This window comes from Sulfuricaulis limicola (assembly GCF_002355735.1).
GTDB classification, from domain to species: domain Bacteria; phylum Pseudomonadota; class Gammaproteobacteria; order Acidiferrobacterales; family Sulfurifustaceae; genus Sulfuricaulis; species Sulfuricaulis limicola.
In genome coordinates this window covers 1,749,144-1,772,788 of the sequence record NZ_AP014879.1, presented here as the reverse complement: position 1 = coordinate 1,772,788, position 23,645 = coordinate 1,749,144, and the positions used below count along the sequence as shown (strand labels likewise).

Genomic DNA, 23,645 nt, shown 5'->3' with positions numbered 1-23,645 from the left:
TGATTGATCTACCGGTTTGTGCTGGCCGGCAAAACAAACCGACAATATAACCGTCCTCGCAATACCAATAACAATTGCGCCAAAGCTGAACCTATCGGGGGATTCAGGCCGGTTCGTGGCGTATTTTGTTGGGGCATAATGAATAAGCAGGTAACAATGAATTTGTTTCGCGTTCTTTCCGTGTTGTTGGCAGTGACGGTTGTTCTGGTTTCAGGCTGCAAGTCCGTACCGGATGCTGCCGAGGGGGGCGAGGAGTCGAACCGCTTTGCCTCGCTTTTGGAAGGCGATTATCGCATCGGAGTCGATGATCGCATACAGATTACGGTATGGCGCAATCCGGAACTGTCAACGACGGTACCGGTACGCCCGGACGGTAAAATATCGGTGCCGCTGATCGGCGATGTGCAGGCGGGCGGCAACACACCCACACAGGTCGCGGCGATCATCAAGGAAAAGCTGTCGGCGTATATCCGTGAACCGAATGTCGCGGTCATTCTGACGGAGTTGCGCAGCCATGAGTTTCTTTCACGCGTGCGGGTAACGGGGGCCGTGCGCACCCCGCGTTCCATGCCTTATCGTCCGGGCATGACGGTGCTCGACGCGGTGCTGGAGGCGGGGGGCGTCAATGACTTCGCCTCGCCGAACCGGACCAAGCTCTACCGCAAGGGAAAAACAAAAACCGACATATTCGACGTCGATCTCGCCGATATCCTTACCAAGGGAAAGCTCGAATCCAATTTTGATCTCAAGCCCGGCGATGTCGTGACCGTGCCTGAGAGAATTTTCTGACGCAGGGGCGAACATGAGCCTGCGTCCGGATCAACTAATCAAGCTGCTCATCCATGAGTCCTTTCATTACCGAAAGGCAATGGTGGTTTCTTTCCTGCTTATAAATCTTTTCATGCTGGTGCTTGGCCTGCTCTGGCCGAAGGGTTACACGTCTTCATCCACCATCCTTGTTGACGACAAAAAGATCATTCAGCCCCTGATGCAGGGCGCTGCGGTATCCACGGAAGTTGCGGATCGCTCGAGACTGGCCCGTGAAGTCATCTTCGGCCGCAAAATCATGAGCCAGCTGCTGGAGCAGGGGGGCTGGATGAAAAAAAATCCCACGCCCACGCAGCAAGAAGACATCATCAAGGGACTTACCAAGCGTATGGCTATCACCAACGTCGGCAAGGACCTTATCAAGATCGAGTACCGGGACATCGAGCCGGAGAGGACCTTCAAGGTCACCCAGAAAGCCGCTGAGCTGTTTATTTCCGAAAGTCTGGGGGTGAAATCCGAGGAAAGCCAGGACGCGTTCGACTTCATCGACAAGCAGACGAAGGAATATCACGAAAAATTGGTGAAAGCGGAAGAGCAGCTGAAGGAGTTCCGTTCCGCCAACCTGGACGCGCGGCCGGGCACTGACGCGGATATCAGCGCGCGCCTGAATCTTCTGCAGACGCGCATCGAACAGGCGAGCCAGGATCTGAAAGAGGCCGAGGTCAAGAAGCAGTCCCTGGAAAAGCAGCTCTCCGGCGAAGCCGAGGTTGCCACGGCCCTCTCCCGGGAAGGACAGTTCCGTTCCCGTATCGCGGACTTGCAGTCACAGCTCGAGACCCTGAGGCTGAATTATCACGACGATTATCCTGATATCGTCCAGCTCAAGCACCAGATCGCGGACCTGAGTCAGGCCATTGTGGACGAGCGCAAGCGTCGCGAAGCCGCCAAGGCCAGCGGCAAGGTCGTTATCGACGAGGGCGTCATCAACAACCCGATGTACCAGCAGCTCAAGCAGGAGCTCTCCCAGACGCGCGTCAATATCGAGATGCTCAGCGCGCGCATCGGCGAAGCCAAGCGACAACTGCAGCAGGAACTGGAGCGGGGCAGGCGCGTGCACGGCGGCGAAGCGACGTTATCCGAGCTGACGCGCGACTATCAGGTCAATCGCGATATCTACCAGGATCTCCTGCGACGCAGGGAAAACGCCCGCGTTTCGATGAGCCTCGACAAGGAGAAGCAGGGACTCACCATCAAGATCCAGGAGCCGGCCACGTTGCCGTTGACGCCAAGCGGCCTGCGATTCCTGCATTTCGTGATCGGTGGATTGCTGCTGGGCGTGTTGATGCCCGTGGGCCTGCTTTACGCCAAAGTCCAGCTCGACCCCCGGCTGCGCCTGGGGGCGTTGATTTCAGACAAGCACAAGGTGCCGTTATTGGCCGCGGTCCCGCATTTATGGGTGCCCGCCGAAACACAGGCCGTGCGTCGTGAGCTGGCCTGGCTCTCGCTCGTGGTGAACGGCACGCTGCTCGTCGTAGTGATAACCGGTGTGTTGCGTTTGGTGCAGGTGATATGACATGAGCAAGATCGAAAAAGCCCTGAACAAGGCGCGCACCTCGGGCAGCCTGAGAATAGTGTCACCCCAGCAGTCGTCTTCCGAAAATACCTCCAAGGACCTGTCTGCCGTGAGCAACGCTACGGCGATGATCGAGCAGCGCTCAAGTTCCAGCGAGGCGATCGCCCGCATGCAGGAGAAGACGCCGCTCAGCAGGCTGGCACTGGCCCATAATCGCGTCATCTATCCCGAACTCGGTGAAAACGGGACCGTGCGCGCCTTCCGCGAAATCCGGACCAAGATCATCCAGAAATCCCAGGGCAACAACGCCATCATCATGGTGACTTCGGTGGTCAGCGGCGGCGGGTCCAGCTTTGTGGCGCTTAATCTGGGCGTGGCGTTTGCCTTCGATGCCGGCAAGACTGCGCTCCTGCTGGATTGCAATCTCAAAAATCCCTCGCTGCACCGTTTGATGGGACGTGACGACGCGCATGGCCTGACGGACTTCATGGAAAACCCGGACATCGACGTCGGTGATGTCATACACCCGGTGGGCATCGAGCGGTTGCGTGTCATCCCCTCGGGGGGCAGGCGCGAAATACCCTCAGAATATTTCACCTCATTGAAAATGAAGCGGCTGCTCGAAAGCATCAAGCAGCGTTACCGGGAACGATACATCCTCATTGACGCGCCTCCCATGACGGCATCGGCCGATACCCAGATTCTCGCGGACTTGTGCGATTTCGTCGTGCTGGTGGTGCCATACGGACGCGTGACGCATGCCCAGGTTGACAGCTGCATCAAGGCGATCGGAGACAAGAAGCTGGTCGGAGTCGTATTCAATGATGAACCGGCGCCACCGGATCTTCGCTGGCTGCGGATGCAGCTGAATCCGCTTACGGCCATCCGGAGCCTTTTTTCACGCTAGACCGCAGCAGGCATCAAATGGCGAAACAAGAAATGAACAAAACGACAGGCAGGGGGAGCGGATTCAAGCGGGCCGCGCTGACGATGGTTTTTTATGCGGCGATTTTTCCCGTCCGGGCGGCGGAGTTTGCCTACGGAATCGGCTACTCCGCGACGCACAGCGACAACATTACGCGCACGCCCGACGCCGCCGCCGCGCGCAGCGAAATCATCCACAGCTACCTTGCCGGTTTTGCGTTCGCCGAAAATTCCACCAATTTTTTCGGCCGCGTGCTGGCCCAGGCCGAGTTTCGCGATTATCAGGACGATACCTACGGCGACGAAAGTCTCTACAACCTGAAATCCAATCTGGTCTGGACGTTGTCGCCGCAACGCTTCACCTGGACCCTGGACGATACCTATGAGCAGACGCGGATAAGCGCCGCCGCGGCGGATACGCCGGATAACCGCGCCAATGTAAACGTTTTCAGCACCGGTCCCGACGTCTACTTCCGGTTCAGTCCGGTGCAGACGCTTGCCCTCGGCGCGCGCGCCGGCAATGTCTATACGGGCCGGGCCAACGCCGACAGTGATCGTTTCAGCGGATCGGCCCGCTGGCTGTATCAGGCGACATCCAGCAATATCTACTCGCTGAATTACGAGATCCTGGATGTCCAATACGACGATGCCGCGCTCAACACCGATTACTCGAGTCACAACGTATTTCTCCGCGCCGATTACCGTCCCTCGCGCTCGCTATATACGCTCGATCTCGGCGTGACCAAGATCAATACCGACCGCGGCCAGGATCTGGATGGCACGCTGGCCAGGTTTTCGTGGCTGCGTCAGCTGACAACGGATTCCAATTTCGGGATGGCAGCCAGCGGGGAATTCCGTGACGCCGGCGCTGACATTCTGACGGCGTCATCGGCAACCACGCCCACGGCAGCCCTGACATCAGGCGAGATCACGAGCGACGTCTATTACGTCAAGCGTGGCAGTCTCTTCTACAACCGCCGCAGCGCCAGGTTCGGGCTGGATCTCTCCCTGTATACACAGGATCTCGATTACGAAACCACCCTGCAGGACCGCAAGGAAAACGGCGGCGTCCTCAACCTGTTGTTTTTTCTGTCCGGTACCACGACGGTGACGCTGTCAACCGACCAGATCCGCACCGAATACCGGGATTTTGTCCGGCGCGACACCGAGCGGGATTCGGGCATCCGCCTGGATTACCGCATGACCCGGAGCGTCACGCTGGCGCTGGAGGGGCGTCGCGAGGAACGGTCCAGCACCATCCCGGACGCGGAATACGTCGACAATCGCGCGTATATTTCAATTCTGTACAGGAGCAGCCCGCTGTTTACTCCTGTCTCCACGAGGTGATGCGGCGATGTATCTCGAGTATTTCAAGCTGAAGGAGCTGCCTTTCCGGCTCACGCCCGATTCGGAATTTCTCTATATGAGCGGTGCGCATTCTCGCGCCAAGGCTTACATGGATTATTCCGTGTGGAACCGCGAGGGTTTCGTGGTGATCACGGGAGAGATCGGTTGCGGCAAGACCACGCTGATCCAGAAACTGCTGTCGGAGCTGGATGAGAACGTGCTGGTGGCGAAGATCTTCCAGACCCAGCTGGACGAGGTCGAGTTCCTGCAGGCCGTGCTGGTCGAGTTTGGCCTCAATCCGTTCAATGCCAAGAAGGTGGAGCTGATCGACATGCTCAACACCTTCCTGATCGACAACTATCTCCAGCTCAAGCAGCTGGTGCTGATTGTGGACGATGCGCACAACCTGAGCCTGAAGGTGCTCGAGGAGATCCGCATGCTCTCGGGTCTGGAGACGCGCAAGGAAAAGGTGTTGCACGTCATCCTCGTGGGGCAGCCCGCGCTCAGCGAAATGCTCGACACCCCGGAAATGGAACAGCTGGTGCAGCGTGTGAGGTTGCGGTATCACATCAAGTCCCTGTCCGAGACCGACATGCGCGATTATATTCATCACCGCCTGCGTATCGCCGGCGCGGCGGACCCCGAAGGACTTTTTTCGCAGGACACGTTCCCGGTAATGTATAAATACACCGGCGGCCTGCCCCGTCTCATCAACACCCTGTGTGACACGGCCATGACCGTAGCCTTCGCCGACAACGTCCGCAGCATCTCATTGAGCGTTTTGAACTCGGCCATCGAGGAACTGCAGTGGCTCCCGTATGCCAAGCGTGTGAACAAGCGGCGCGCCGGAATCGGTGCACCCGGCAGAGCCGAGATGGAGGCGTTGCTACACGAAAACACCCAGGCGCTGGTAAACCTCGACAGACAGTTCCATCGAATGGATTCCATGGCGCCGGCGCTGACTTCGCTCACGAGCAGGCTGTCCAATATCGAATCGCATCTGAAGCGTATCGCGGATTTTCTCGACTCCACGCAATTCGATGCCGAGGCCGTCAGAAAAAAATATATTAAACAAGAGAAATAAACTTATACGCTCCGGGTATAAGGGAGAAAAGTACCGCGAAGGGACGTAACGGAATGTTTGATGGCCACCACTGTTTCTGGCCGCCCCGATCAGCAGGTCATGATCGCGGTGATCATAGCGACAGATGAAGGATGAATTGTCACAGGACCAGCAAGGGACACAGCATGCACCTCCAGGCCGGGCTTCAGTCCGATGGCGACGTTGATAGCAGGCTGGTATCGGTCCGTGGCCGGGGATCTCGTCGTGTCGGGACAGGCATAAGGCCATGATGTGCGAAGCCATGCTTTGCATGGCGGTAGCGTGCTTTCATGCCTTCAAATTCCGAATCGCCGGCAATCGTGGCCAGTAATTTAATATCAAAACGGTAAGCTCCTCCGGCGCCGCCTGATAAGCGTATCTTGGGGAGGCTATAACACCAATGTCATTGATTGCAGCAACCAAGATTCACCAATGCTGACACCCAACGCATTAACTGTTGACGTGGAAGATTACTTTCACGTTGCCGCGCTGGCTCCCAGCATCCATCGGGACAGCTGGGACTCCCGTGAATCCAGGGTGGTCCGCAATACCCGGCGATTGCTGGACATCTTCGGACAGTTCGATATTCGTGCCACGTTCTTCGTCCTGGGATGGGTGGCCGAACGTTACCCGCAGCTGGTCAAGGATATCGCCGCCTCCGGTCATGAAATCGCCTGTCACGGATATTCGCACAGCCTTGTATACGAACAGACCCCGGAAGTGTTTTATGAGGAGACTCGGCGCTCGAAGATCCTGCTCGAGGAAATCACCGGGTCTGCCGTGATTGGTTATCGCGCGGCGAGTTATTCCATTGTTCGCGAAACCTTGTGGGCGCTGGACATACTGGTGGAGCTGGGATTCGCCTATGACTCGAGTATTTTCCCCGTGCGCCATGACCGCTATGGCATTCCGGATGCGGCGCGAATCCCGCATCGCCTGCTGACGCCAAACAAGAAAGACATCGTGGAGTGGCCGCTGTCCACGGCAAACGTTTTCGGTTACAGGCTTCCCGTGGCAGGGGGCGGCTATTTCAGGTTGCTGCCGTATTGGTTGACGCACTGGGGATTGGCATCCATTAACCGTAACGAGCAGAGGCCGTTCATTTTTTACCTGCACCCGTGGGAAATCGATCCGGAGCAACCGCGCGTCTCCGCCAGCTGGTTGTCGCGCTTTCGCCATTATACAAACCTGGAAAAATGCGAGGAGCGCTTGCAGCGTTTGCTCGGCGAGTTCCGGTTTGGTACCGCGCGAGACGGTCTTGCGCAACTCGGCCTGCTTTCCTGAGCATGCGCAAAATGCTGACATGCACCATGTTGGAGCACGGCGGTTTCAGTGGATCGCCTGCCTTGCCCTTTTGCGGGCTCCGGATTTGCCGGTGCCGCAATGTCGTCAGTGGCCGGGCAGGTGCTCACGCTGCGGCCACCGGCGGAAGCACGGAGCGTGCGCGAGAGCAGGCCGGGCATTAAGCTATAATTGCAACGCCTGACAATTATTAATTGCGTTTGATGTCAGCCGGGAGCGATCGTGCTCCTGGCCCCGGCAAGGCGGTTTTGCCGAAAACGCAGCAAAAAACGGAGTGGGGATGATTATTGTCGACTCGGTTCTGGCTAAACGGCATGACGCCGGTAATCCCGTGCGCGTCGCCGTCATTGGCGGCGGCTACATGGCGCGATGCGTCGCCCTGCAGATCGTGACCGCCGTGCGCGGAATGCGCCTGGTGGCAATCGCCAATCGTACCGTGAGCAAGGCCGAAACCGCCTACCGCGACGCGGGTGTCAGCGAGGTCAGGCGCATCGATTCGGTGGCGGCCCTGGAGCAGGCCATCGCGCGCAATCAGTATGCGGTCACGGACGACGCCATGCACGTCTGCCGTGCGGGCGGTGTGGATGCGATCATCGAGGCAACGGGGCATGTCGAGTTTGGCACGCAGGTGTCGTTTGAAGCGTTGCGCAACGGCAAGCATGTCGTGCTCATGAGCGCGGAGGTCGATGCCTCCGTCGGTCCGATTCTGAAAACATACGCCGACCGGTCGGGCGTCGTATTCAGTTACACCGACGGTGACGAGCCGGGCGTCGGCATGAATCTCTACCGGTTCCTGGACAGCATGGGCTACAAGCCGGTGCTCATGGGACAGCTCAAGGGGATGCTGGACCGTTACCGCAATCCCGACACGCAGCGCGACTTCGCCGCCAGGCACGGGCAAAACCCGTACGTCATGGCTTCGTTTGCCGATGGCTCCAAGCTGGCGCTGGAAGCGGCGATCATGGGCAACGCCACGGGTTTCGTCCCCAAAGTGCGCGGCATGCAGGGGTATCCGTGCGCGCACGTCAACGACATGCTGGCAAAATTCACGGCCAGTGACTTCGCCCAGGAAGGACAGGTGGAGTATGCCCTCGGCGCCGCTCCGCACACGGGCGCATTCGTCATGTGCCTGAACGACCATCCGGAGAAGCGCCGGCTGATGGCCTATCTCAAGATGGGTGACGGGCCGCTGTACATGTTTTATACGCCATACCATTTGCCGCCATGGCAGATCGCGCATTCGGTGGCACGCGCCGTATTGTTCAACGATGCCACGATCACGCCGCGTGGCGCGCCTGTGTGCGACACGATCGCCTATGCCAAGCGCGATCTGAAGACCGGTGAACGCCTGGATGGCATGGGCGGGTTCACGTGCTATGGACTGGTCGAGCGCTACGCGATCTGCAGCCGCGAGAATTACCTGCCGATGGCCATTTCACTGGACTGCCGTCTGAAACGCGACGTATCCAAGGACCAGCCTCTTGCCTATGCAGACGTCGAATTGCCGGCCGGGAGAATCTGCGACCGTTTGCGCGCCGAACAGGCGCAGCGCTTTCCCGTTACCGGCTAGATACGCCGCGAACAACCGGCATTGCGCGTGCCGCGCAAGCGTATGCCGAACGGGAGGAAAAAAGAATGCAACTGTTGCGAATCGCGTTATACGAACAAATAATTCCAAGGAGTCGTTCATGAAAGTGGTCTTGTTTTGCGGTGGTCTGGGCACGCGCCTGCGCGAGCACTCCGATACGATCCCGAAGCCGTTGGTGAACATCGGCAATCGGCCCATCATGTGGCACCTGATGCGCTACTACGCGCACTTTGGCCACAAGGATTTCATTCTGTGCCTCGGGTATCGCGGCGACATGATTCGCGAGTACTTCCTGAATTACAATGAATGGCTGACCAATAATTTCGTGATGTCGGAAGGCGGTCGCAAGATCGAACTCGAAAAGAGCGATATTCAGGACTGGCGCATCACGTTCGTGGACACCGGCTTGCACGCCAACATCGGCCAGCGGCTGCTGCGCGTGCGTGAATACCTGAAGGGCGAAGAAGCCTTTCTGGCCAACTATGCTGACGGCCTGACCGATCTGCCACTCGACAAGCACATCGCCGATTTCCAGGCCAAGAAAGCCGCCGCCAGCTTTATTGCCGTGCGCACCTCGCAGAGCTTCCACTGCGTGCATTCCGACAACGGTGGGGTGGTGACGAGTTTCGGCCAGCTGGCCGAATCGGAGTTCTGGATAAACGCCGGATTCTTCTGTTTGCGCAATGACATCTTCGATTATCTCGAAGACGGCGATGAACTGGTGGAAAAACCGTTTCAGCGCCTCATCGAACGCAAATTGCTGGCAGTCTATCGTTACAAGGGATTCTGGCAGCAAATGGACACTTTCAGGGAAAAAATTGCCTACGATCGCATGGAAGCACGCGGCAATTGTCCGTGGATGGTCTGGAACAAGGGCTGATGCTCGACTTTCTGCTCAACCTGCCGAAAGGACGCGCGCCGCGCTTCCTGTTCATCGGGGCCCATTGTGACGATATCGAGATCGGCTGCGGCGGCACGGCGATTGAGCTGCTCAGGGCGTATCCCGATGCCGGGGTGAATTGGGTGGTTTTGAGTTCCGGGGCGGCGCGCGCGCGCGAGGCGCGCCAGGCCTCGCAGGCGCTGTTGCGCGGCGTGCGCGACGCTCACGTGTCCATCAAGGATTTTCGCGAGTCCGTGTTCCCGTCACAGATGCTGGAAATCAAGCAGTTCTTCGAGGAAATGAAGCGGACGATGTCGCCGGACGTGGTGTTCGCGCATTACCGCGAGGATTTGCACCAGGATCATCGCGTGGTGGGCGAGCTGGTGTGGAACACGTTTCGCGATCATGTCATTCTGGAATATGAAATCCCCAAATTCGACGGGGGTCTCGGTTCACCGTCCGTGTTTGTGCCGGTGTCACGGGCCGCGATGAAGCGCAAGATTGCGTTGCTGATGAAGGTGTTTCGCAGTCAGCACGGCAAAACGTGGTTCACGCCGGACACCTTCCAGGGGCTGATGCGGCTGCGCGGGATCGAATGCAATGCGCCGAGCGGCTATGCCGAGGCGTTTTATTCGCGCAAGCTGGTTCTGGGCGGCGCGGCCAGGTCGCGCAGCCGGTAGCACCGCCCGGAATCCGCAGGCGATACCGCGAACGAGAAAAAAGCAATAATACGCCGATGAAATTCGACAACTCCAACCGCCTGCGCGAACGGGCCAACGCCCTGATACCCGGCGGTGCGCACACCTACGCGAAGGGCGATGACCAGTTTCCGGAAGGCATGGCGCCCTATATCGTGCGCGGCCGGGGCTCGCATGTCTGGGACGTGGACGGCAACGAATTCATCGAATACGGCTCGGGATTGCGCGCGGTCACGCTGGGGCATGCATTCGCTCCGGTAGTGGAGGCGGTGCGCCGCCAGCTCGAGTACGGCACCAACTTTATCCGTCCGGCGGCTATCGAGCTTGAGTGCGCGGAGCTGTTTCGCGAGCTGATTCCGTCGGCTGAAATGGTCAAGTTCTGCAAGAACGGGTCCGATGCCACCTCCGGCGCGCTCAAGCTGGCGCGCGCCTATACCGGGCGCGATCTGGTTGCCGTGTGTGCGAACCAGCCGTTTTTTTCCGTGGATGACTGGTTTATCGGTTCCTCGGCCATGCCGGGCGGTATTCCCGCCGCCACGCGCGCGCTGACGCTAAAGTTCAACTACAACGATCTCGCCAGTCTCGATGCACTGTTCGATCAATACCCCGGCAAGATTGCCGCCGTGATCCTGGAGGCGGAAAAGGAAACACCGCCGGCGCCGGGTTTTTTCGCCGGGCTGCGCGAGCGCTGCGACCGCCACGGCACGGTGCTGATTCTCGATGAGATGATCACCGGTTTTCGCTGGCACAAGAACGGCGCGCAGACGCTTTACGGCATCCGGCCCGACCTGTCGACGTTTGGCAAGGGCCTGGGGAACGGTTTTTCCGTGTCGGCGCTGGCCGGCAGGCGCGACCTCATGCGTCTGGGCGGTTCCGATCACGACCGTGAGCGTGTGTTCCTGATGTCCACCACGCACGGCGCGGAGACGCATGGGCTGGCGGCGGCCATGGCGACAATGCGCGTGTACCAGTCGCAACCCGTGATTGAAACGCTGTGGCAGCGTGGCCGGCAACTGGCGGAGAGACTGCGCAAGGCGGCCGCCGATGCAGGCGTCTCTGAGCATATCCCCATTCTCGGACAACCCTGCTGCCTGGTGTTCGGCAGCCGCGATGAGAAAGGGAGTCCATCGCAACCGTTTCGCACCTTGTTGTTGCAGGAGATTATTCAGCGTGGCACCCTCGCCAGCTCGCTCGTGGTAAATTATTCGCATACGGAAGATGATGTTGACCGGACCGTTGTGGCCTTTGCAGAAGCGTTTTCGATTTATCGCCGGGCCCTCGATCAGGGTATTGAAAAATATCTCCGCGGGCGGCCCGTCAAACTCGCCATTCGTCCGTACGCATAACAGTTCCCGATTTCTATACTGGAGTAATGGTCAAGCCATATGATGAATCCCGAGTTTTGGAAGGGTAAGAGCGTGTTTGTCACGGGCCATACCGGCTTCAAGGGAAGCTGGTTGTGTCTGTGGCTGGATCGGCTGGGCGCCAAGGTCACCGGCTATGCGTTGCCGCCGCCAACCAACCCGAGCCTGTTCGAGCTGGCGCGCGTGGCGGAGACCATGCACTCGATTATCGCCGATGTGACGAACCTGCCGGCCTTGCAGGCGGCCATGGCCGCGGCGAAGCCGGATATCGTGATCCACATGGCCGCGCAATCGCTGGTGCGCTATTCATACGACAACCCGGTAGAGACGTTTACCACGAACGTATTGGGCACGGTCCACGTGCTGGACGCGGTCCGGCGCGTGCCTTCGGTGCGTGCCGTGGTAATCGTAACGTCCGACAAGTGCTATCACAACGAGGAATGGGTGTGGGGCTATCGTGAAACGTCGCGACTGGGCGGCGCCGACCCCTACAGCGCCAGCAAAGGCTGCGCAGAACTGGTGGTCGCCGGCTACCAGCGCTCGTTTTTCGATCCCAAAGCGAACCCGGGCTGCGCCGCGGTCGGCAGCAGCCGTGCGGGAAACGTCATCGGCGGCGGAGACTGGGCGGCCGACCGGCTGGTGCCGGACATCATCCGCTCGCTGCTGAAAAACCAGCCCACGATCATTCGCAGTCCGCAGGCAACGCGTCCGTGGCAGCACGTACTCGAACCGTTGCATGGTTATTTGATGCTCGCCGAACGGCTCTTTACGGATGGCCACGCGTTTGCGAGCGCGTGGAACTTCGGCCCCCCCGAGCAGAGCGAAAAGACGGTGGGCTGGATCATCGAACAGCTATACCGGCTGTGGGGCGTGACCTTCGACTGGAAAAAAGATCCCAACCCCGGTCCTCCCGAGTGCACCTTCCTCAAGCTCGATGCCTCCAAGGCGCGCGCCTATCTGGGTTGGCGCCCGAAGCTCGACCTGATCACCACGCTCGATTCGATCGTCAAATGGTCACGCCGCTTCGAGGCGGGCGACGACATGCGCAAGGTGAGCGTCGCCGAGATCGAAAACTTCATGACGATCGTCCCGAATAATTAACGGCATCACCCGCGACGTGATTTTTCATCCCATATCCATTGCCGGCGCATTCCTGATCGACCTCGAGCCGCACGTCGACAACCGCGGCTCGTTTGCCCGGGCGTTCTGTCTGCGCGAGTTTGCCGCCCGCCAGATCGCCTTCCCCCTGGCGCAGTGCAATCTCGCGCGCACGACGCATGCCGGCGTGGTGCGTGGACTGCACTATCAGGAAAAACCGCATAACGAACAAAAGCTGGTGCGCTGCATCAACGGCGCGGTGTTCGATGCCCTGGTGGACATGCGGCCGGACTCGCCTACCTATAAAACCGTGTACTCGGTGCGCCTCGATCCGGAAAGCCGCCGGGCCCTGTTCATCCCGGGCGGCGTGGCGCATGGCTACCAGACTTTGGCCGATCATACCGAGTTCATGTACATGACCGACCAGTTTTACGCGCCCGGCGTGGAAAAGGGCGTGCGCTTCGACGATCCCTCGCTCGCGATCGCCTGGCCCTTGCCGCCGCGCGATGTGGCGGACCGGGACCGCCAGTGGCCGCTGGTTCCATGGGCCTGATCATGCGCCGTTCCCGTATATGCCGTCCCGTTTTCGGGTTGACACCGCGCCGTCGCGGAGCTCGGACGTGTTGCTTCTGACCCATGCCGCCTGAAGTCAGCATCGGCATGCCGGTCTACAACGGCGCGCGTTTCCTGCGGGCGACGCTGGACAACCTGCTGGCCCAGACATTTTCCGACTTTGAACTCATCATCTCGGATAACGCCTCCACGGACGAGACCGAAACGATCTGCCGGGCCTATGCCGAGAAGGACAGGCGCATCCGGTATATTCGCCAGCCCGAGAACATGGGCGCCACGTTCAACTGGAATTATGTCGCTCAAATGGCGACCGGCCGGTTTCTCAAATGGTCATCCTCCAATGATCTGTGCGATCCCACGCTGATCGAGAAGTGTGTGGCCGCCTTGCAGGCCGATGCCAGTGCCGTGCTGGCGTATCCCCGGACCATTCTCATGGACGATAACGGCGTGCAGCAGGGAAAGTATGAAAAAGACCTGGAAATTCTCGAGCCGACCCCCAGCGAGCGATTCGGCCGCGTGGCGACCGGCATGGCGCTTAACAACGCCATGTGCGGATTGATCCGGCTGGAGGTACTGCGGAAAACACGCGGCGAACGCGCTTATCCCGCGGGGGACATGGTTATGATGGCGGAACTGGCGCTGCACGGCGGGTTCAAGCTGGTTCCGGAGTACCTGTTCTTCAGGCGCGTTGACCAGGCTTCCACCGCGAAGTTTCTGTCGAAAGAGAAGCTGGCGCATTTTATCAAGCCCAAAGGCGGCGGCATGGGCATGCCCAACTGGCGCAAGTATGGCGACTATTACCGGTCGCTCGTGCGCACGCCGATCGGAATGCGCGAGAGGTTGCGCGCCATGCTCGCGGTCACCCGCTGGATGATCTGGGAACGCCGGACACTGCTGGCGGAATTCGCCGAACTCTTCGGAATCGGCCGCTAGATGCCGGTGGTGATATGTGTGCCCGCCATGCGGCCGACGGACACCGCGCCGGAGACGGCGCGGTGAGCAAGGCGGGCGTGATTCGTGTCGGGCTGTTCGGGCCTTACCACAGCAACAACCTCGGTGACACCGCCACCCAGATGGCGGTGATGGCAAACCTCAAACGGCGCCATACCGGCATCGAATTCATCGGCATTTGTTTCGATCCGCCGGACGCGGCGCGGACGCACGGCATCTCCGCGTTCCAGATGTCGGGCACCGAATGGCGCATCCACGAGCCACCCTCTGTCGCCTTCGAACCGGACAAAGCCGGCGCGAGCGCCAACGCATCATCCTTGCCGCGCTGGCTGCCGTACAAGGTCTACCGGTTGGTGAATCCCCTCCGTCAGAGCTGGAACATCCTGTGCTTTGCCGGAAAAATTGATGCGTTGCTGATCTCGGGCGGCGGCCAGCTATGCGACTTCTGGGGCGGACCCTGGGCGCGGCCGTTCGAACTGCTTGCCTGGACCGCCGCTTGCCGGTTGCGTCGCAAACGGGTGGTCGTGTTTGCCACGGCGGCCGACAACCTGACGACGCGCATCGGCCGCGTCATGTGCTTCCTCGCCATGCGTCTGTCGCATTACACGGTCTATCGCGACGAGTACACCGTGCAGGCGGCGCGCGCGGCGGGCCTGTCACAACCGGGTCACGCCTGCCCGGATGCCGCCTTCAGTTTGCCGCTGCCGCCGCTCGCACCGCCGCCACCGGCGAGGCGCGTTCCGGTGGTGCTGGCCTGTCCGATTTCCAAATCGGCGTGGTTGCGCACCATCGACGCCACCTACGAAAGCTATCTCGACGAATTCGTCGACACCTGTGCGCAGCTGATGGCGGACGGTATTATCGTCCAACTTTCCAACTCACAGGTGAAGATGGACACCCCGGTGGCGCAGAAAGTCGCCGAACGCCTGCGGCAGCGACTGGCAGGGGACCCGGCCCTGTGCGAGCGGGTACAGGTCACGCCTACACGCACGGTCAACGAATTCGTTGCCCTGGCAAGCCAGGCCGACGTGGTGCTGGCGTCGCGGCTGCATGGCGTCATCCTGTCGCTGGTGGCCGGTACGCCGGTCGTGGGTATCGCGTACATACGGAAAGTCTCGCAGGTCATGGCCGATGCGAATCTGAGCGGGCACTGCCTGGAGCTGCACGGCAGCTCGGCGCAGCGGCTGACCGCCATGGTCCATGCCGCGCTCGACAATCAGGCAGCCCTGCGCGATCACATCAGCGCGATCAACCTGAAATTCAGGGCGGCGCTCGAACGCGAGTACGAGGCGGTCGTGCGGGTCCTGGCAGATGCGCCGGGCGGCTAGTGCAGCGCAATGCCCGTCGCATGCGAGACGACAGGGAAACACGGGTGCGCCGGGCGTAACATGTGACCAGGCAGTTTGAGCCAGCCCGGACCGGATTTTGCCGAATCAGACACATACCCACTTTGTGACCAAGCCAAAACGTCCCACAGGAATAGCCAGGAATGCCGCCGCGAACTGGTTGGCATTTCTTTTTGTCGCGGCTGTCAGTTTTTTCCTGTCGCCGATCATCGTCCGTAATCTCGGAAACTCCGCTTACGGCGTCTGGTCGCTGCTCGTATCCGTGGTCGGTTATCTCGGGCTCCTGGACTTCGGGGTCCGGGGGGCGGTGACCCGCTACGTCGCGCACCATCATGCGGTCGGGGACAGTGAGGGCAGTTCATCGATCGTCTCCGCCGGAATGGTGCTGTTTTTGTTCCTGGGTTTCATCGCGGTACTGCTGTCGGGTGTTGTCGCTTACTTTTTGCCCGTACTGTTCAATGTTCCTGATACGCTTGTCGGCGACTCCCGGCTTGTCCTTGTTGTCGGCGGGCTGACGGTTGCCACCACGCTGGTGGGCGCGGTATTCGGCGGCATCGTGACGGGACTTGAAAGATTCGACGTCAGCAGCGGGACCGAGATCGTTGTCACGGCAATCCGGTCCGTCGCGATCGTGCTTGCGCTGAATGCGGGATACGGCCTTGTCGCGCTGGGCTGCATTCATCTGGCGTCATCGGTGCTGTACGGCGTGGCCGCCAGGATTGCCGTCCACAGGTTGTATCCGGAATTGAAGCTCCGATTCCATGGCGACTTGCGACCGCATATCCGGACGATTTTCTCGTACAGCATGTTTCTGAGCGTGATTCATGTCATGGGTATCGTGGCCTATTACAGCGATGCCCTGGTCATCGCCGCGTTCCTCCCGGTCAGTGCAGTGACCTATTACGCCATTGCCGGCAACTTGTGCGATTACGCCTACAAGGTGGCCGGGTCGCTGTCAAAGATGATGACCCCCCGGGTAAGCGCCATGACGTCGATGGGCAGCGGGAACGTGAGTGATGAAATCGTGAACACCGCCCGGATCGCGACCCTGGCGACAGCACCCATCGCCGCCACTTTCTGGTTTCGCGGCGAATCATTCATCAATCTCTGGATGGGCACCGACTACGGTCCGGCCGCCGGCGAGGTTCTCCGGGTGCTCGCATTCGTCGTCTGGCTGGGAGGGGCGCGTTTCGTGGCCAGCGCCTCGATTATGGGGGTGAACAGACACCGCACGCTGATTCCCGCCCTGGTATTTGAGGCCATAGTCAATCTGGCGCTGAGCATCGCGCTTGTTGGAGCATTCGGGATAGTGGGGGTTGCCATCGGAACGCTGATTCCGAGCGTGCTGGTGACCTTGTTGTACATTCCATTTTGTCTTTCGAGAGCGACCGGAGTTCCAGCAGGCGTATTTTATCGTCGTGCGTGGTTGTTGCCGACGCTGGCGGTCCTGCCTTTCGCGCTGGTAAATATTTTCCTGGAGCGTGTTCTTCCCGCCTCGAACCTGGCATTTTTCTTCCTGCAAATAATATTGACGTTACCGCTGGTGGTGGTTGGCGCAATAGTTTCGTGTCTCACCCCTGCGGAAAAGACCCAGGTCGGCTCAATGATGAAACGGGCCTATTCCGCTCTCCGATGAGCCGAAACCAGCATGGGCGAGCATCCGGAAGACGTCAGGACACCTGCGAAGTTTGCCGGCGAATCAGACGCGATGAGTGAGGGCACGGGCTGGCGGTTCATTCTCAATCCAGGAATAACCGGGCGCGTGCTGTGCTGGGATGAATCGGCCGGGAGCATGGCATTGTCGCTGGCGGGTATAGCTCGCGAGGTTTCCGTGGTTCACTCTGACACGGGCACGCTGCGCACGATTCAGCAGGCCCTCGCGGCTAAGGGCGTCGCGAATGTTGCCTGTGCCCAGGCATGGGCAGACGGACATCGCCTGCCTTTCCCCGACGGGTATTTCGACGGGTTTATTACGTCCGACGTCAATCGGGCAAGCGTCCTTCACGCCCTCGCGGATTCTCAAGACATTGAATCCGCCTTGCAGGCGTTGTTTGCCGAAGTTTATCGTGTCCTCAAGCCGGGCGGTTTTGTCTACGCGAGCCAGCAGAACAGATTTGGCTACGACAGGATAGCGGGATGCTTCAAAAGCGGAGATGCCGCGGCCCGTCATGCGCAGGCTGATGACCTGGTTTCGTTCGGGTCGCTCAAGCGTGCCGCCGGCAAGTCCGGCTTTGGCCTTGTAAAAAGTTACAAGTTGCTCACCAGCCATGGCGCTGTCGAGGAAATCATTCCCGGCAGGGAATACAGTCCCTCGAAGAACTCGTTTGTTCTCAAACAAAGGATAAAGAAAAGCCTTCTGAGCGGACCCCTGGCCGAGATGCTGGCCCCGTCGATGGGAATGGTGTGCGTAAAGGGTGAACCATTGCCGGGCTATCTCGAAGCGCTCGCGGCTGACCTGATCGGGCGACGCGTCATGTCAAAAAATCATGACGAGAAACTCGTCGTGGAGCGGCACCTTGTCCTGCCGGGAAAGGTAATCCTGTCGATCGGTGTGGCGGGCAAGCCAGGCAGCGCAAAAATCGTCATTTTTCCTCTCACCACGGCAGTCCTGGCCCGGCTCCGCGACGAAGCCGGCATCCTCATGGCCCTGCGCGAAGGGAATCTTCGTATCCGGTCTCTTGTCCCGGAGTATTTCCTGGAAGGCGAAGTCCTTGGACAAAAATATCTTGTCCAGCAGGAGATTCCGGGAACATCCATCGATGCGGCGGTTCCATCCCTGGACAAGATGACATGGCGGGCGCTGCAAGTCCTGGTGGATTTTCACCGCGAAACCTCGCAGGAGGTTGTCTTGCAAGAAGATCTTTTCGGGACGCTTTTCTCGAATCCATTGCATCGTGTAGCGCAAAAACTGGGTCCTGCTTCAGCCTTATCGCTGCAACGCATCGAAGACATCCTGCGGTCCTTGCTGCTGGGCAAACGCCTCAGGGCTGTCTGGATGCACGGCGACTACAAGATCGAGAATCTCCTGTTTGACCCGAAGAGTCTTCAGGTAACGGGTGTCATCGACTGGGATCTGTCACGGAAAACCGGACTCCCGCTGCTCGATCTCCTGTATCTCATTGCCTATAATCGGGTGATACGCGAAGCAGGGGAAATAGAGATCATCTTTCTCGACTGCATCCTGCCGGGAAAATTGTCGGAGTTCGAACGGGCCGCCCGTGACGAATATATCAGAAAAACCGGCATGGATGCCGGGTTCGCGGATATCCTGACGGTGATGTTCTGGATATATCACGTCGCATTCCGGATCGAGGTTGCATCCGGGGAAGGCGGACAGAAGCAGAACATGTTCCGGGTGCTGAACGCTGTCGGGAAGTCGCTTGAAGCGAGACATGGTTAGGTTCCGTCGAGATTGATCGCATGACCCAGGTTGACGTCATTATCCCCGTCTTCAATACGCCACACCGTTTCCTGACGGTGGCGCTTGACAGTTTGCGCGCCCAGACCTTTTCCGACTGGAACGCGTGGATAATCAACGACGCCTCCGACGCAGCCTATACCGAGAAGCTCGAAGCAACCCTGAAGGCTTATGCGGATCCGCGTTTCCATTATCTGTACAGCGATCACAAGGGGCCGGCCGGGTCGCGCAATGTCGGGATCGTGGAAGGAAAGGCCCCGTACGTGGCTTTCCTGGATTCCGACGATTGCTGGATGCCGGAGTTGCTGGCGCGGCACGTGTCCGCCCTGGAAGCCGATGCCGGGATTGTCCTGGTGCACGGGCATTATGAGCAAATCGATGCGGACGGGCGCCGTGGCGGGCCGGTTCCGCCACGCCAGGGACTGAATGACCTTGACGTTCCCCGGCTCTTCGCTGTCATGCTGAGAGAGAATTTTGTCGCCACATCGAGCGTCGTTCTGCGCCGAAGCAGTCTGGAGCAGGTTGGCTGCTTCGACGAATCCTTCCCTTGCCTCGTCGACAAGGAGTTGTGGCTGCGCTTGCTGAACGCCGGGGCCAGATTTCATTATGACCCCAACGTTGTCTTCCAGTATCGTATCCATGCGCAAAATATCTCCAAAAAAACGGATCTTCTGCTGGCCACGCGCCGCAGAATCATTGCCAAGGCAGAGCGCCTTGTTCGGGAAAACAGTTCGTTCGCGGGCATAGACTGGCCGAGCCAGAAACGGGAGATGGAGCATCATATGAACAGGGAGGCGGCGGCGGTGTATCTCGAGCGCGGCGAGTTCACGCGGGCGCTAAAACACAGCTCGCCGTTCCATGCCGGCTTGTCGCGCGCGTCGCTCCTGCTTTTTGCGCGCTCCCTGTATCGTTCCCTCCGGGGTTTTGGGCGCTGGTCCGGGGCAACACGTTGAGGCCGGAGGATGCCATGCAGGCAGGGGCGTCGTTTCCCGTGCGGCCGTATCATCGTTATTGGCGCTGCCAACGCGACGTTGTCGTCCGGATGTCGCGAGCGGGCGGTTGACATGGCGTCCGTTCTCAAGGCATTTGTGCTTTCGCTGTTTCCGCGCCGCGCCGTCGTCCGGAAAAAATCCGGTAATCGCGTCTACATGACGTTCGACGATGGCCCGCATCCCGAAAACACCCCGCGACTGCTGGATGCCCTGAAAGCCCACGGCGTCAAGGCCACGTTTTTCGTTCAGGGCGAACAGGTGGCCCGTTACCCTGACGTCGCGCGAAAAATTACCGAACAGGGGCACACCATTGCCGGCCACAGCTGGTCGCACCGGCGACTGCCGCAATGGGCGTTTCGCGACGCGTGGATCGAGTTTGATCGAACCCGGGAGATTATCCGGAAGGTCACGGGTGTGGAAACGATCCTGTACCGGCCACCTTACGGCTGGGTCACTCTGCCCATGCTCGTGCATGCGGCGCTGGGCCGGACAAGGCTTATTCTCTGGTCCGTGGATTCGGACGACGACAGGACGCGTTCCGTGGCGGCGATCCTGACCAGGGGCCGGCAGGTTCAGGGCGGTGACATCTTTCTCTGCCATGACGATAATGATGCCATTCGGGAGGCCCTGCCGGCGCTGTTGAACGAATGGCGCGCGCGCGGGCTCGAGTCCTGCGCCCTGGGAGACGATGACGGCGCCCAGGGGAAGTGAAGTTCGCATCCTTCACGTCATTGAAACACTGGACGTGGGCGGTGCCGAAGCCGTCGTGGCCAACATGGTGAACCAGGCTTCACCGGGTTTCCGCGCGGATATTTGCTGTTTGATGCGTTCGGGCCCGATCGCCGCGCGCATCCGTCCGGGCGTGGAAATCATCGAAATGGGGAAGGCCATGCAAGGGAATGATTACCGCCTTCCTTTTCGCCTGGCGCGCGTCCTGCGTTCGAGAAACATCGATATCGTGCAGTCGCATGACTGGGGAACGCTGCTCGAGACTGTCGCGGCCGCCACGCTTGCCGGGACCACTGCGATACACATGGCCCATGGACCGCTGAACCAGTATTCGCCGGCTGATCGCCGGACGTCGCTGAAACGACGTATCCGCCGAAAGGCGGAACGACTGGCGTCCCTGAAGCTGTCCCGTGTCATTGCTGTCTCTGATATTGTGAGGCGAGGCCTGGTGGAGGATGTCGGAATACCGGCAGGGAAGATTTCCCTGATCCACAACGGCATTGATCTGTCGGCCGCCCCGCCGGGCGACCTGGCGGCCAGGCGAAAGGAGCTGGGCCTGTCGCCGGACGACGTCCTGCTCGTTTCTGTCGGGCGCCTGGCCGAGATCAAGAACTACGGCCTGTTGCTGGACGCGCTGGCGCGCGCGGCAACAGAGGTGCCGACGCTCAAGCTGGTGATGGTGGGAGACGGCCCTGAGCGCTCAAGGCTGGAGGCGAGAGCCGCACGTCTTGGGCTTTCGGGCCGGGTGCATTTCCTCGGAGCGCGTGATGACGTCCGTGACTGGCTCGCTCTCGGCCATATTTTCGTGCTGTCGTCATTGTACGAGGGGGTTTCTCTCGCCCTTTTGGAGGCGATGGCGGCGGGACTGCCGGCTGTCGTCACGCGGGTAGGGGGGAACCCGGAGGTGGTAACGGACGGGGAGTGCGGCTTGCTGGTCGAGTCGGGCGACGCGGATGGCTTCGCCCGGGCCCTGGTCACCCTGGCCCGTGAAGGAGAGTTGCGCGCGCGCATGGGGCGGGCTGCCCGCGCGCGCATGGAAGCGGAGTTCGACCTGAAAAAGGCCGTCAAACAGTACGAGGAGATTTATTTGCAATGCCTCCGAAGGGCGGGTGACTAAGCATGTGCGGCATCGCCGGTATCGTCGCCCCGAAGGGTTTCTCCGTCGACAAAGCGCTGCTTGAGCGCATGACGCGGTCCATGGCGCATCGCGGCCCCGATGACCAGGGGGTTTTCGTCCATGAGAACGTGGGGCTTGGCCACCGCCGGCTCAGTATTATCGATCTCTCCAGCGGTCACCAGCCGCTCTTCAACGAAGACGGCACGGTGGTCGTGGTTTATAACGGCGAAATCTACAACTTCAGGGAACTCAAGGCCGAACTCGAGGCGCGCGGGCATGTTTTCCGAACCCATTGCGACACCGAGGTCATCGTCCATGCCTATGAGCAGTGGGGAGCGGACTGCCCGAACAAGTTCCGCGGCATGTTCGCTTTTGCCATCTTCGACCGGAATACGGGCGATGTCTTTCTCTGCCGCGACCGTGTCGGCGTAAAGCCCCTCTACTTCGCCGTGGAGGATGGCCGCCTGCTCTTCGCCTCGGAGATCAAGGCCATCCTGCCGGCCCTCGCGCGCAGACCGGGCATCAACCTGTCGCGCCTGGACTTCTATGTATCGCTCGGTTACGTGCCGGGTGACGAGACACTCTTCGCGGGCATCCGCAAGCTGCTGCCCGGTCATACCCTGACGTGGAAGAACGGCGGGATGCGCATCGCCCGTTACTGGGACCTGGCGAATATCAAGCCCCTGAAGATCTCCTTCGACGAAGCCAGGCAGCGTTTTGAGGAGATGTTGCTCGATTGCGTGCGCATGCGCCTCATGAGCGACGTGCCGCTGGGCGCATTTCTCTCCGGCGGGCTGGATTCCAGCGCCATCGTCGCCTGCATGAGCCGGATCAGCCCCGACCCGGTGAAGACCTTTACCGTCGGCTATTCGGACGATCCGGACTCGAGCGAGTTCGAGTATGCGCGAATTGTCGCGAAGCATTTCAAGACCGAGCACCACGAGTTCAATCTGGGTGCGGGCGACTTCTTTGAGTCGCTGGATCTGCTGCTGATGCACGCGGAGGAACCGGTGGTGGAGAGCGCGGCCGTGGCGCTTTACCGCATATCAAAGCTCGCGCGCGAACACGCGATTGTGCTGCTTTCCGGCGAAGGCGGCGACGAGATCCTGGCCGGTTACCCGCTGCACCGCCTTACGCGATCGGTAAACCGCGCCCACGGGATTCTGCGCATGGTTCCGCGTTCCCTGCTGAATCGGCTCGGGCCGGTTCTCGCCGCCGGCAACGAGAAGCGGATGAAATACTGGGACTGGGCCTGCCAGCCCCTGAGAGAGCGCTACCAGTCCATTTCCAACGACGTCACCGGCTCCATCAAGCGGGAAATGTACCACGACGCGCTCGCGCCGCATCTCGGCACCGCCCTGCGCGATTATTATGTCGATCTTTTCGATCGCCTGCCCGCCGGGCATTCGGACATGGCGCGCATGGCCTATGCCGACATCAATTCCTGGCTGCCCGAGGATCTCCTGCTCAAGGCAGACAAGATGACCATGGCGACCTCCGTCGAGTTGCGCGTCCCGCTGCTCGACTACCAGCTTATGGAGTTTTGTGTGGCGCTTCCCGACGACTTTCGGCTGAACGGCCATCAGGGCAAGTACCTCATGAAGAAAGTCATGGAAAAATATCTTCCTCATGAGATCATCTATCGCAAGAAACGGGGGTTTCCGGTGCCCATTGCCAAGTGGTTCCGCACCGACCTGCGCGAGAAGGCCCGGGAAATCCTTCTGGACCCGAAGAGCGTCGGACGGCACTACTTCAGGAAAACCTACATCGAGAACGTGCTGGACAAGCACGCGACCGGCAGCGAGGACTTGAGTCGGCGCATCTTCTCGCTGCTGACCCTCGAGCTCTGGCACCAGAAATATATCGACACGTGAT

20 protein-coding genes are annotated in these 23,645 nt (G+C 59.9%); all 20 read left to right on the top strand.

Annotated features, from left to right (window positions below; all coding sequences use genetic code 11):
• Positions 1–18 precede the first annotated feature (18 nt).
• The 20 genes from SCL_RS08525 to asnB all read left to right on the top strand — a co-directional run bounded on the left by SCL_RS08525 (position 19) and on the right by asnB (position 23,644).
• Positions 19–789, top strand: a complete 771-nt coding sequence (locus SCL_RS08525) for an XrtA/PEP-CTERM system exopolysaccharide export protein (protein ID WP_197702574.1) — start codon at positions 19–21, stop codon at positions 787–789.
• Between the two features lie 13 nt (positions 790–802).
• The gene (locus SCL_RS08520) at positions 803–2,341 is read left to right on the top strand and encodes an XrtA system polysaccharide chain length determinant (protein ID WP_096360824.1); all 1,539 of its coding nucleotides are present in this window, start codon (positions 803–805) and stop codon (positions 2,339–2,341) included.
• A gap of 1 nt (position 2,342) precedes the next feature.
• Positions 2,343–3,248, top strand: a complete 906-nt coding sequence (locus SCL_RS08515) for a CpsD/CapB family tyrosine-protein kinase (RefSeq protein WP_096360823.1) — start codon at positions 2,343–2,345, stop codon at positions 3,246–3,248.
• 32 nt (positions 3,249–3,280) lie between these two features.
• Positions 3,281–4,612: a porin family protein gene (locus SCL_RS08510; protein WP_172425987.1), complete on the top strand. Its 1,332-nt coding sequence runs from the start codon at positions 3,281–3,283 to the stop codon at positions 4,610–4,612.
• Between the two features lie 7 nt (positions 4,613–4,619).
• Positions 4,620–5,696, top strand: a complete 1,077-nt coding sequence (locus tag SCL_RS08505) for an ExeA family protein (RefSeq protein ID WP_096360821.1) — start codon at positions 4,620–4,622, stop codon at positions 5,694–5,696.
• 450 nt (positions 5,697–6,146) lie between these two features.
• The gene (locus SCL_RS08500) at positions 6,147–6,998 is read left to right on the top strand and encodes an XrtA system polysaccharide deacetylase (RefSeq protein ID WP_096360820.1); all 852 of its coding nucleotides are present in this window, start codon (positions 6,147–6,149) and stop codon (positions 6,996–6,998) included.
• 298 nt (positions 6,999–7,296) lie between these two features.
• Positions 7,297–8,586: an NAD(P)H-dependent oxidoreductase gene (locus SCL_RS08495; RefSeq protein ID WP_096360819.1), complete on the top strand. Its 1,290-nt coding sequence runs from the start codon at positions 7,297–7,299 to the stop codon at positions 8,584–8,586.
• A 118-nt stretch (positions 8,587–8,704) separates the two neighbouring features.
• Positions 8,705–9,484: a sugar phosphate nucleotidyltransferase gene (locus SCL_RS08490; protein WP_096360818.1), complete on the top strand. Its 780-nt coding sequence runs from the start codon at positions 8,705–8,707 to the stop codon at positions 9,482–9,484.
• Positions 9,484–10,164, top strand: coding sequence for a PIG-L deacetylase family protein (locus SCL_RS08485; protein WP_096360817.1), 681 nt, complete (start codon positions 9,484–9,486; stop codon positions 10,162–10,164). Before SCL_RS08490 ends, SCL_RS08485 begins: the two co-directional genes overlap by 1 nt.
• Positions 10,165–10,220: 56 nt before the next feature.
• Entirely contained in the window at positions 10,221–11,528 is a 1,308-nt protein-coding gene (locus SCL_RS08480; protein WP_096360816.1) for a glutamate-1-semialdehyde 2,1-aminomutase, read from the top strand.
• A 39-nt stretch (positions 11,529–11,567) separates the two neighbouring features.
• A complete protein-coding gene (rfbG, locus tag SCL_RS08475; RefSeq protein WP_197702573.1) occupies positions 11,568–12,647 on the top strand; it encodes a CDP-glucose 4,6-dehydratase in 1,080 nt (359 codons plus the stop codon).
• A gap of 16 nt (positions 12,648–12,663) precedes the next feature.
• Entirely contained in the window at positions 12,664–13,197 is a 534-nt protein-coding gene (locus SCL_RS08470) for a dTDP-4-dehydrorhamnose 3,5-epimerase family protein (protein WP_096360815.1), read from the top strand.
• An 83-nt stretch (positions 13,198–13,280) separates the two neighbouring features.
• Positions 13,281–14,150, top strand: a complete 870-nt coding sequence (locus tag SCL_RS08465; RefSeq protein WP_096360814.1) for a glycosyltransferase family 2 protein — start codon at positions 13,281–13,283, stop codon at positions 14,148–14,150.
• A gap of 14 nt (positions 14,151–14,164) precedes the next feature.
• A complete protein-coding gene (locus SCL_RS08460) occupies positions 14,165–15,496 on the top strand; it encodes a polysaccharide pyruvyl transferase family protein (protein WP_096360813.1) in 1,332 nt (443 codons plus the stop codon).
• A gap of 124 nt (positions 15,497–15,620) precedes the next feature.
• A complete protein-coding gene (locus SCL_RS08455) occupies positions 15,621–17,150 on the top strand; it encodes an oligosaccharide flippase family protein (protein ID WP_148665048.1) in 1,530 nt (509 codons plus the stop codon).
• A gap of 12 nt (positions 17,151–17,162) precedes the next feature.
• Positions 17,163–18,914, top strand: a complete 1,752-nt coding sequence (locus SCL_RS08450; protein WP_096360811.1) for a phosphotransferase — start codon at positions 17,163–17,165, stop codon at positions 18,912–18,914.
• A gap of 20 nt (positions 18,915–18,934) precedes the next feature.
• Positions 18,935–19,885 (top strand): glycosyltransferase, encoded by a 951-nt coding sequence (locus SCL_RS08445; protein WP_096360810.1) that lies wholly within the window; start codon positions 18,935–18,937, stop codon positions 19,883–19,885.
• 111 nt (positions 19,886–19,996) lie between these two features.
• Positions 19,997–20,635, top strand: coding sequence for a polysaccharide deacetylase family protein (locus SCL_RS08440; RefSeq protein ID WP_172425986.1), 639 nt, complete (start codon positions 19,997–19,999; stop codon positions 20,633–20,635).
• Positions 20,613–21,770: a glycosyltransferase gene (locus SCL_RS08435; RefSeq protein ID WP_096360808.1), complete on the top strand. Its 1,158-nt coding sequence runs from the start codon at positions 20,613–20,615 to the stop codon at positions 21,768–21,770. The genes SCL_RS08440 and SCL_RS08435 overlap by 23 nt, the downstream gene beginning before the upstream one ends.
• A gap of 2 nt (positions 21,771–21,772) precedes the next feature.
• Complete coding sequence (asnB, locus tag SCL_RS08430) at positions 21,773–23,644, top strand: asparagine synthase (glutamine-hydrolyzing) (protein WP_096360807.1); 1,872 nt, start codon at positions 21,773–21,775, stop codon at positions 23,642–23,644.
• Position 23,645: the final 1 nt, after the last annotated feature.

Bases quoted from the DNA above. Each gene is read 5' to 3' on its own strand.
- SCL_RS08520 (WP_096360824.1), top strand. From the start codon at position 803: ATGAGCCTGCGTCCGGATCAACTAATCAAGCTGCTCATCCATGAGTCC.
- SCL_RS08515 (WP_096360823.1), top strand. From the start codon at position 2,343: ATGAGCAAGATCGAAAAAGCCCTGAACAAGGCGCGCACCTCGGGCAGC.
- SCL_RS08510 (WP_172425987.1), top strand. From the start codon at position 3,281: ATGAACAAAACGACAGGCAGGGGGAGCGGATTCAAGCGGGCCGCGCTG.
- SCL_RS08505 (WP_096360821.1), top strand. From the start codon at position 4,620: ATGTATCTCGAGTATTTCAAGCTGAAGGAGCTGCCTTTCCGGCTCACG.
- SCL_RS08500 (WP_096360820.1), top strand. From the start codon at position 6,147: ATGCTGACACCCAACGCATTAACTGTTGACGTGGAAGATTACTTTCAC.
- SCL_RS08495 (WP_096360819.1), top strand. From the start codon at position 7,297: ATGATTATTGTCGACTCGGTTCTGGCTAAACGGCATGACGCCGGTAAT.
- SCL_RS08490 (WP_096360818.1), top strand. From the start codon at position 8,705: ATGAAAGTGGTCTTGTTTTGCGGTGGTCTGGGCACGCGCCTGCGCGAG.
- SCL_RS08485 (WP_096360817.1), top strand. From the start codon at position 9,484: ATGCTCGACTTTCTGCTCAACCTGCCGAAAGGACGCGCGCCGCGCTTC.
- SCL_RS08480 (WP_096360816.1), top strand. From the start codon at position 10,221: ATGAAATTCGACAACTCCAACCGCCTGCGCGAACGGGCCAACGCCCTG.
- rfbG (WP_197702573.1), top strand. From the start codon at position 11,568: ATGATGAATCCCGAGTTTTGGAAGGGTAAGAGCGTGTTTGTCACGGGC.
- SCL_RS08465 (WP_096360814.1), top strand. From the start codon at position 13,281: ATGCCGCCTGAAGTCAGCATCGGCATGCCGGTCTACAACGGCGCGCGT.
- SCL_RS08460 (WP_096360813.1), top strand. From the start codon at position 14,165: ATGTGTGCCCGCCATGCGGCCGACGGACACCGCGCCGGAGACGGCGCG.
- SCL_RS08450 (WP_096360811.1), top strand. From the start codon at position 17,163: ATGGGCGAGCATCCGGAAGACGTCAGGACACCTGCGAAGTTTGCCGGC.
- SCL_RS08445 (WP_096360810.1), top strand. From the start codon at position 18,935: ATGACCCAGGTTGACGTCATTATCCCCGTCTTCAATACGCCACACCGT.
- SCL_RS08440 (WP_172425986.1), top strand. From the start codon at position 19,997: ATGGCGTCCGTTCTCAAGGCATTTGTGCTTTCGCTGTTTCCGCGCCGC.
- SCL_RS08435 (WP_096360808.1), top strand. From the start codon at position 20,613: ATGACGGCGCCCAGGGGAAGTGAAGTTCGCATCCTTCACGTCATTGAA.
- asnB (WP_096360807.1), top strand. From the start codon at position 21,773: ATGTGCGGCATCGCCGGTATCGTCGCCCCGAAGGGTTTCTCCGTCGAC.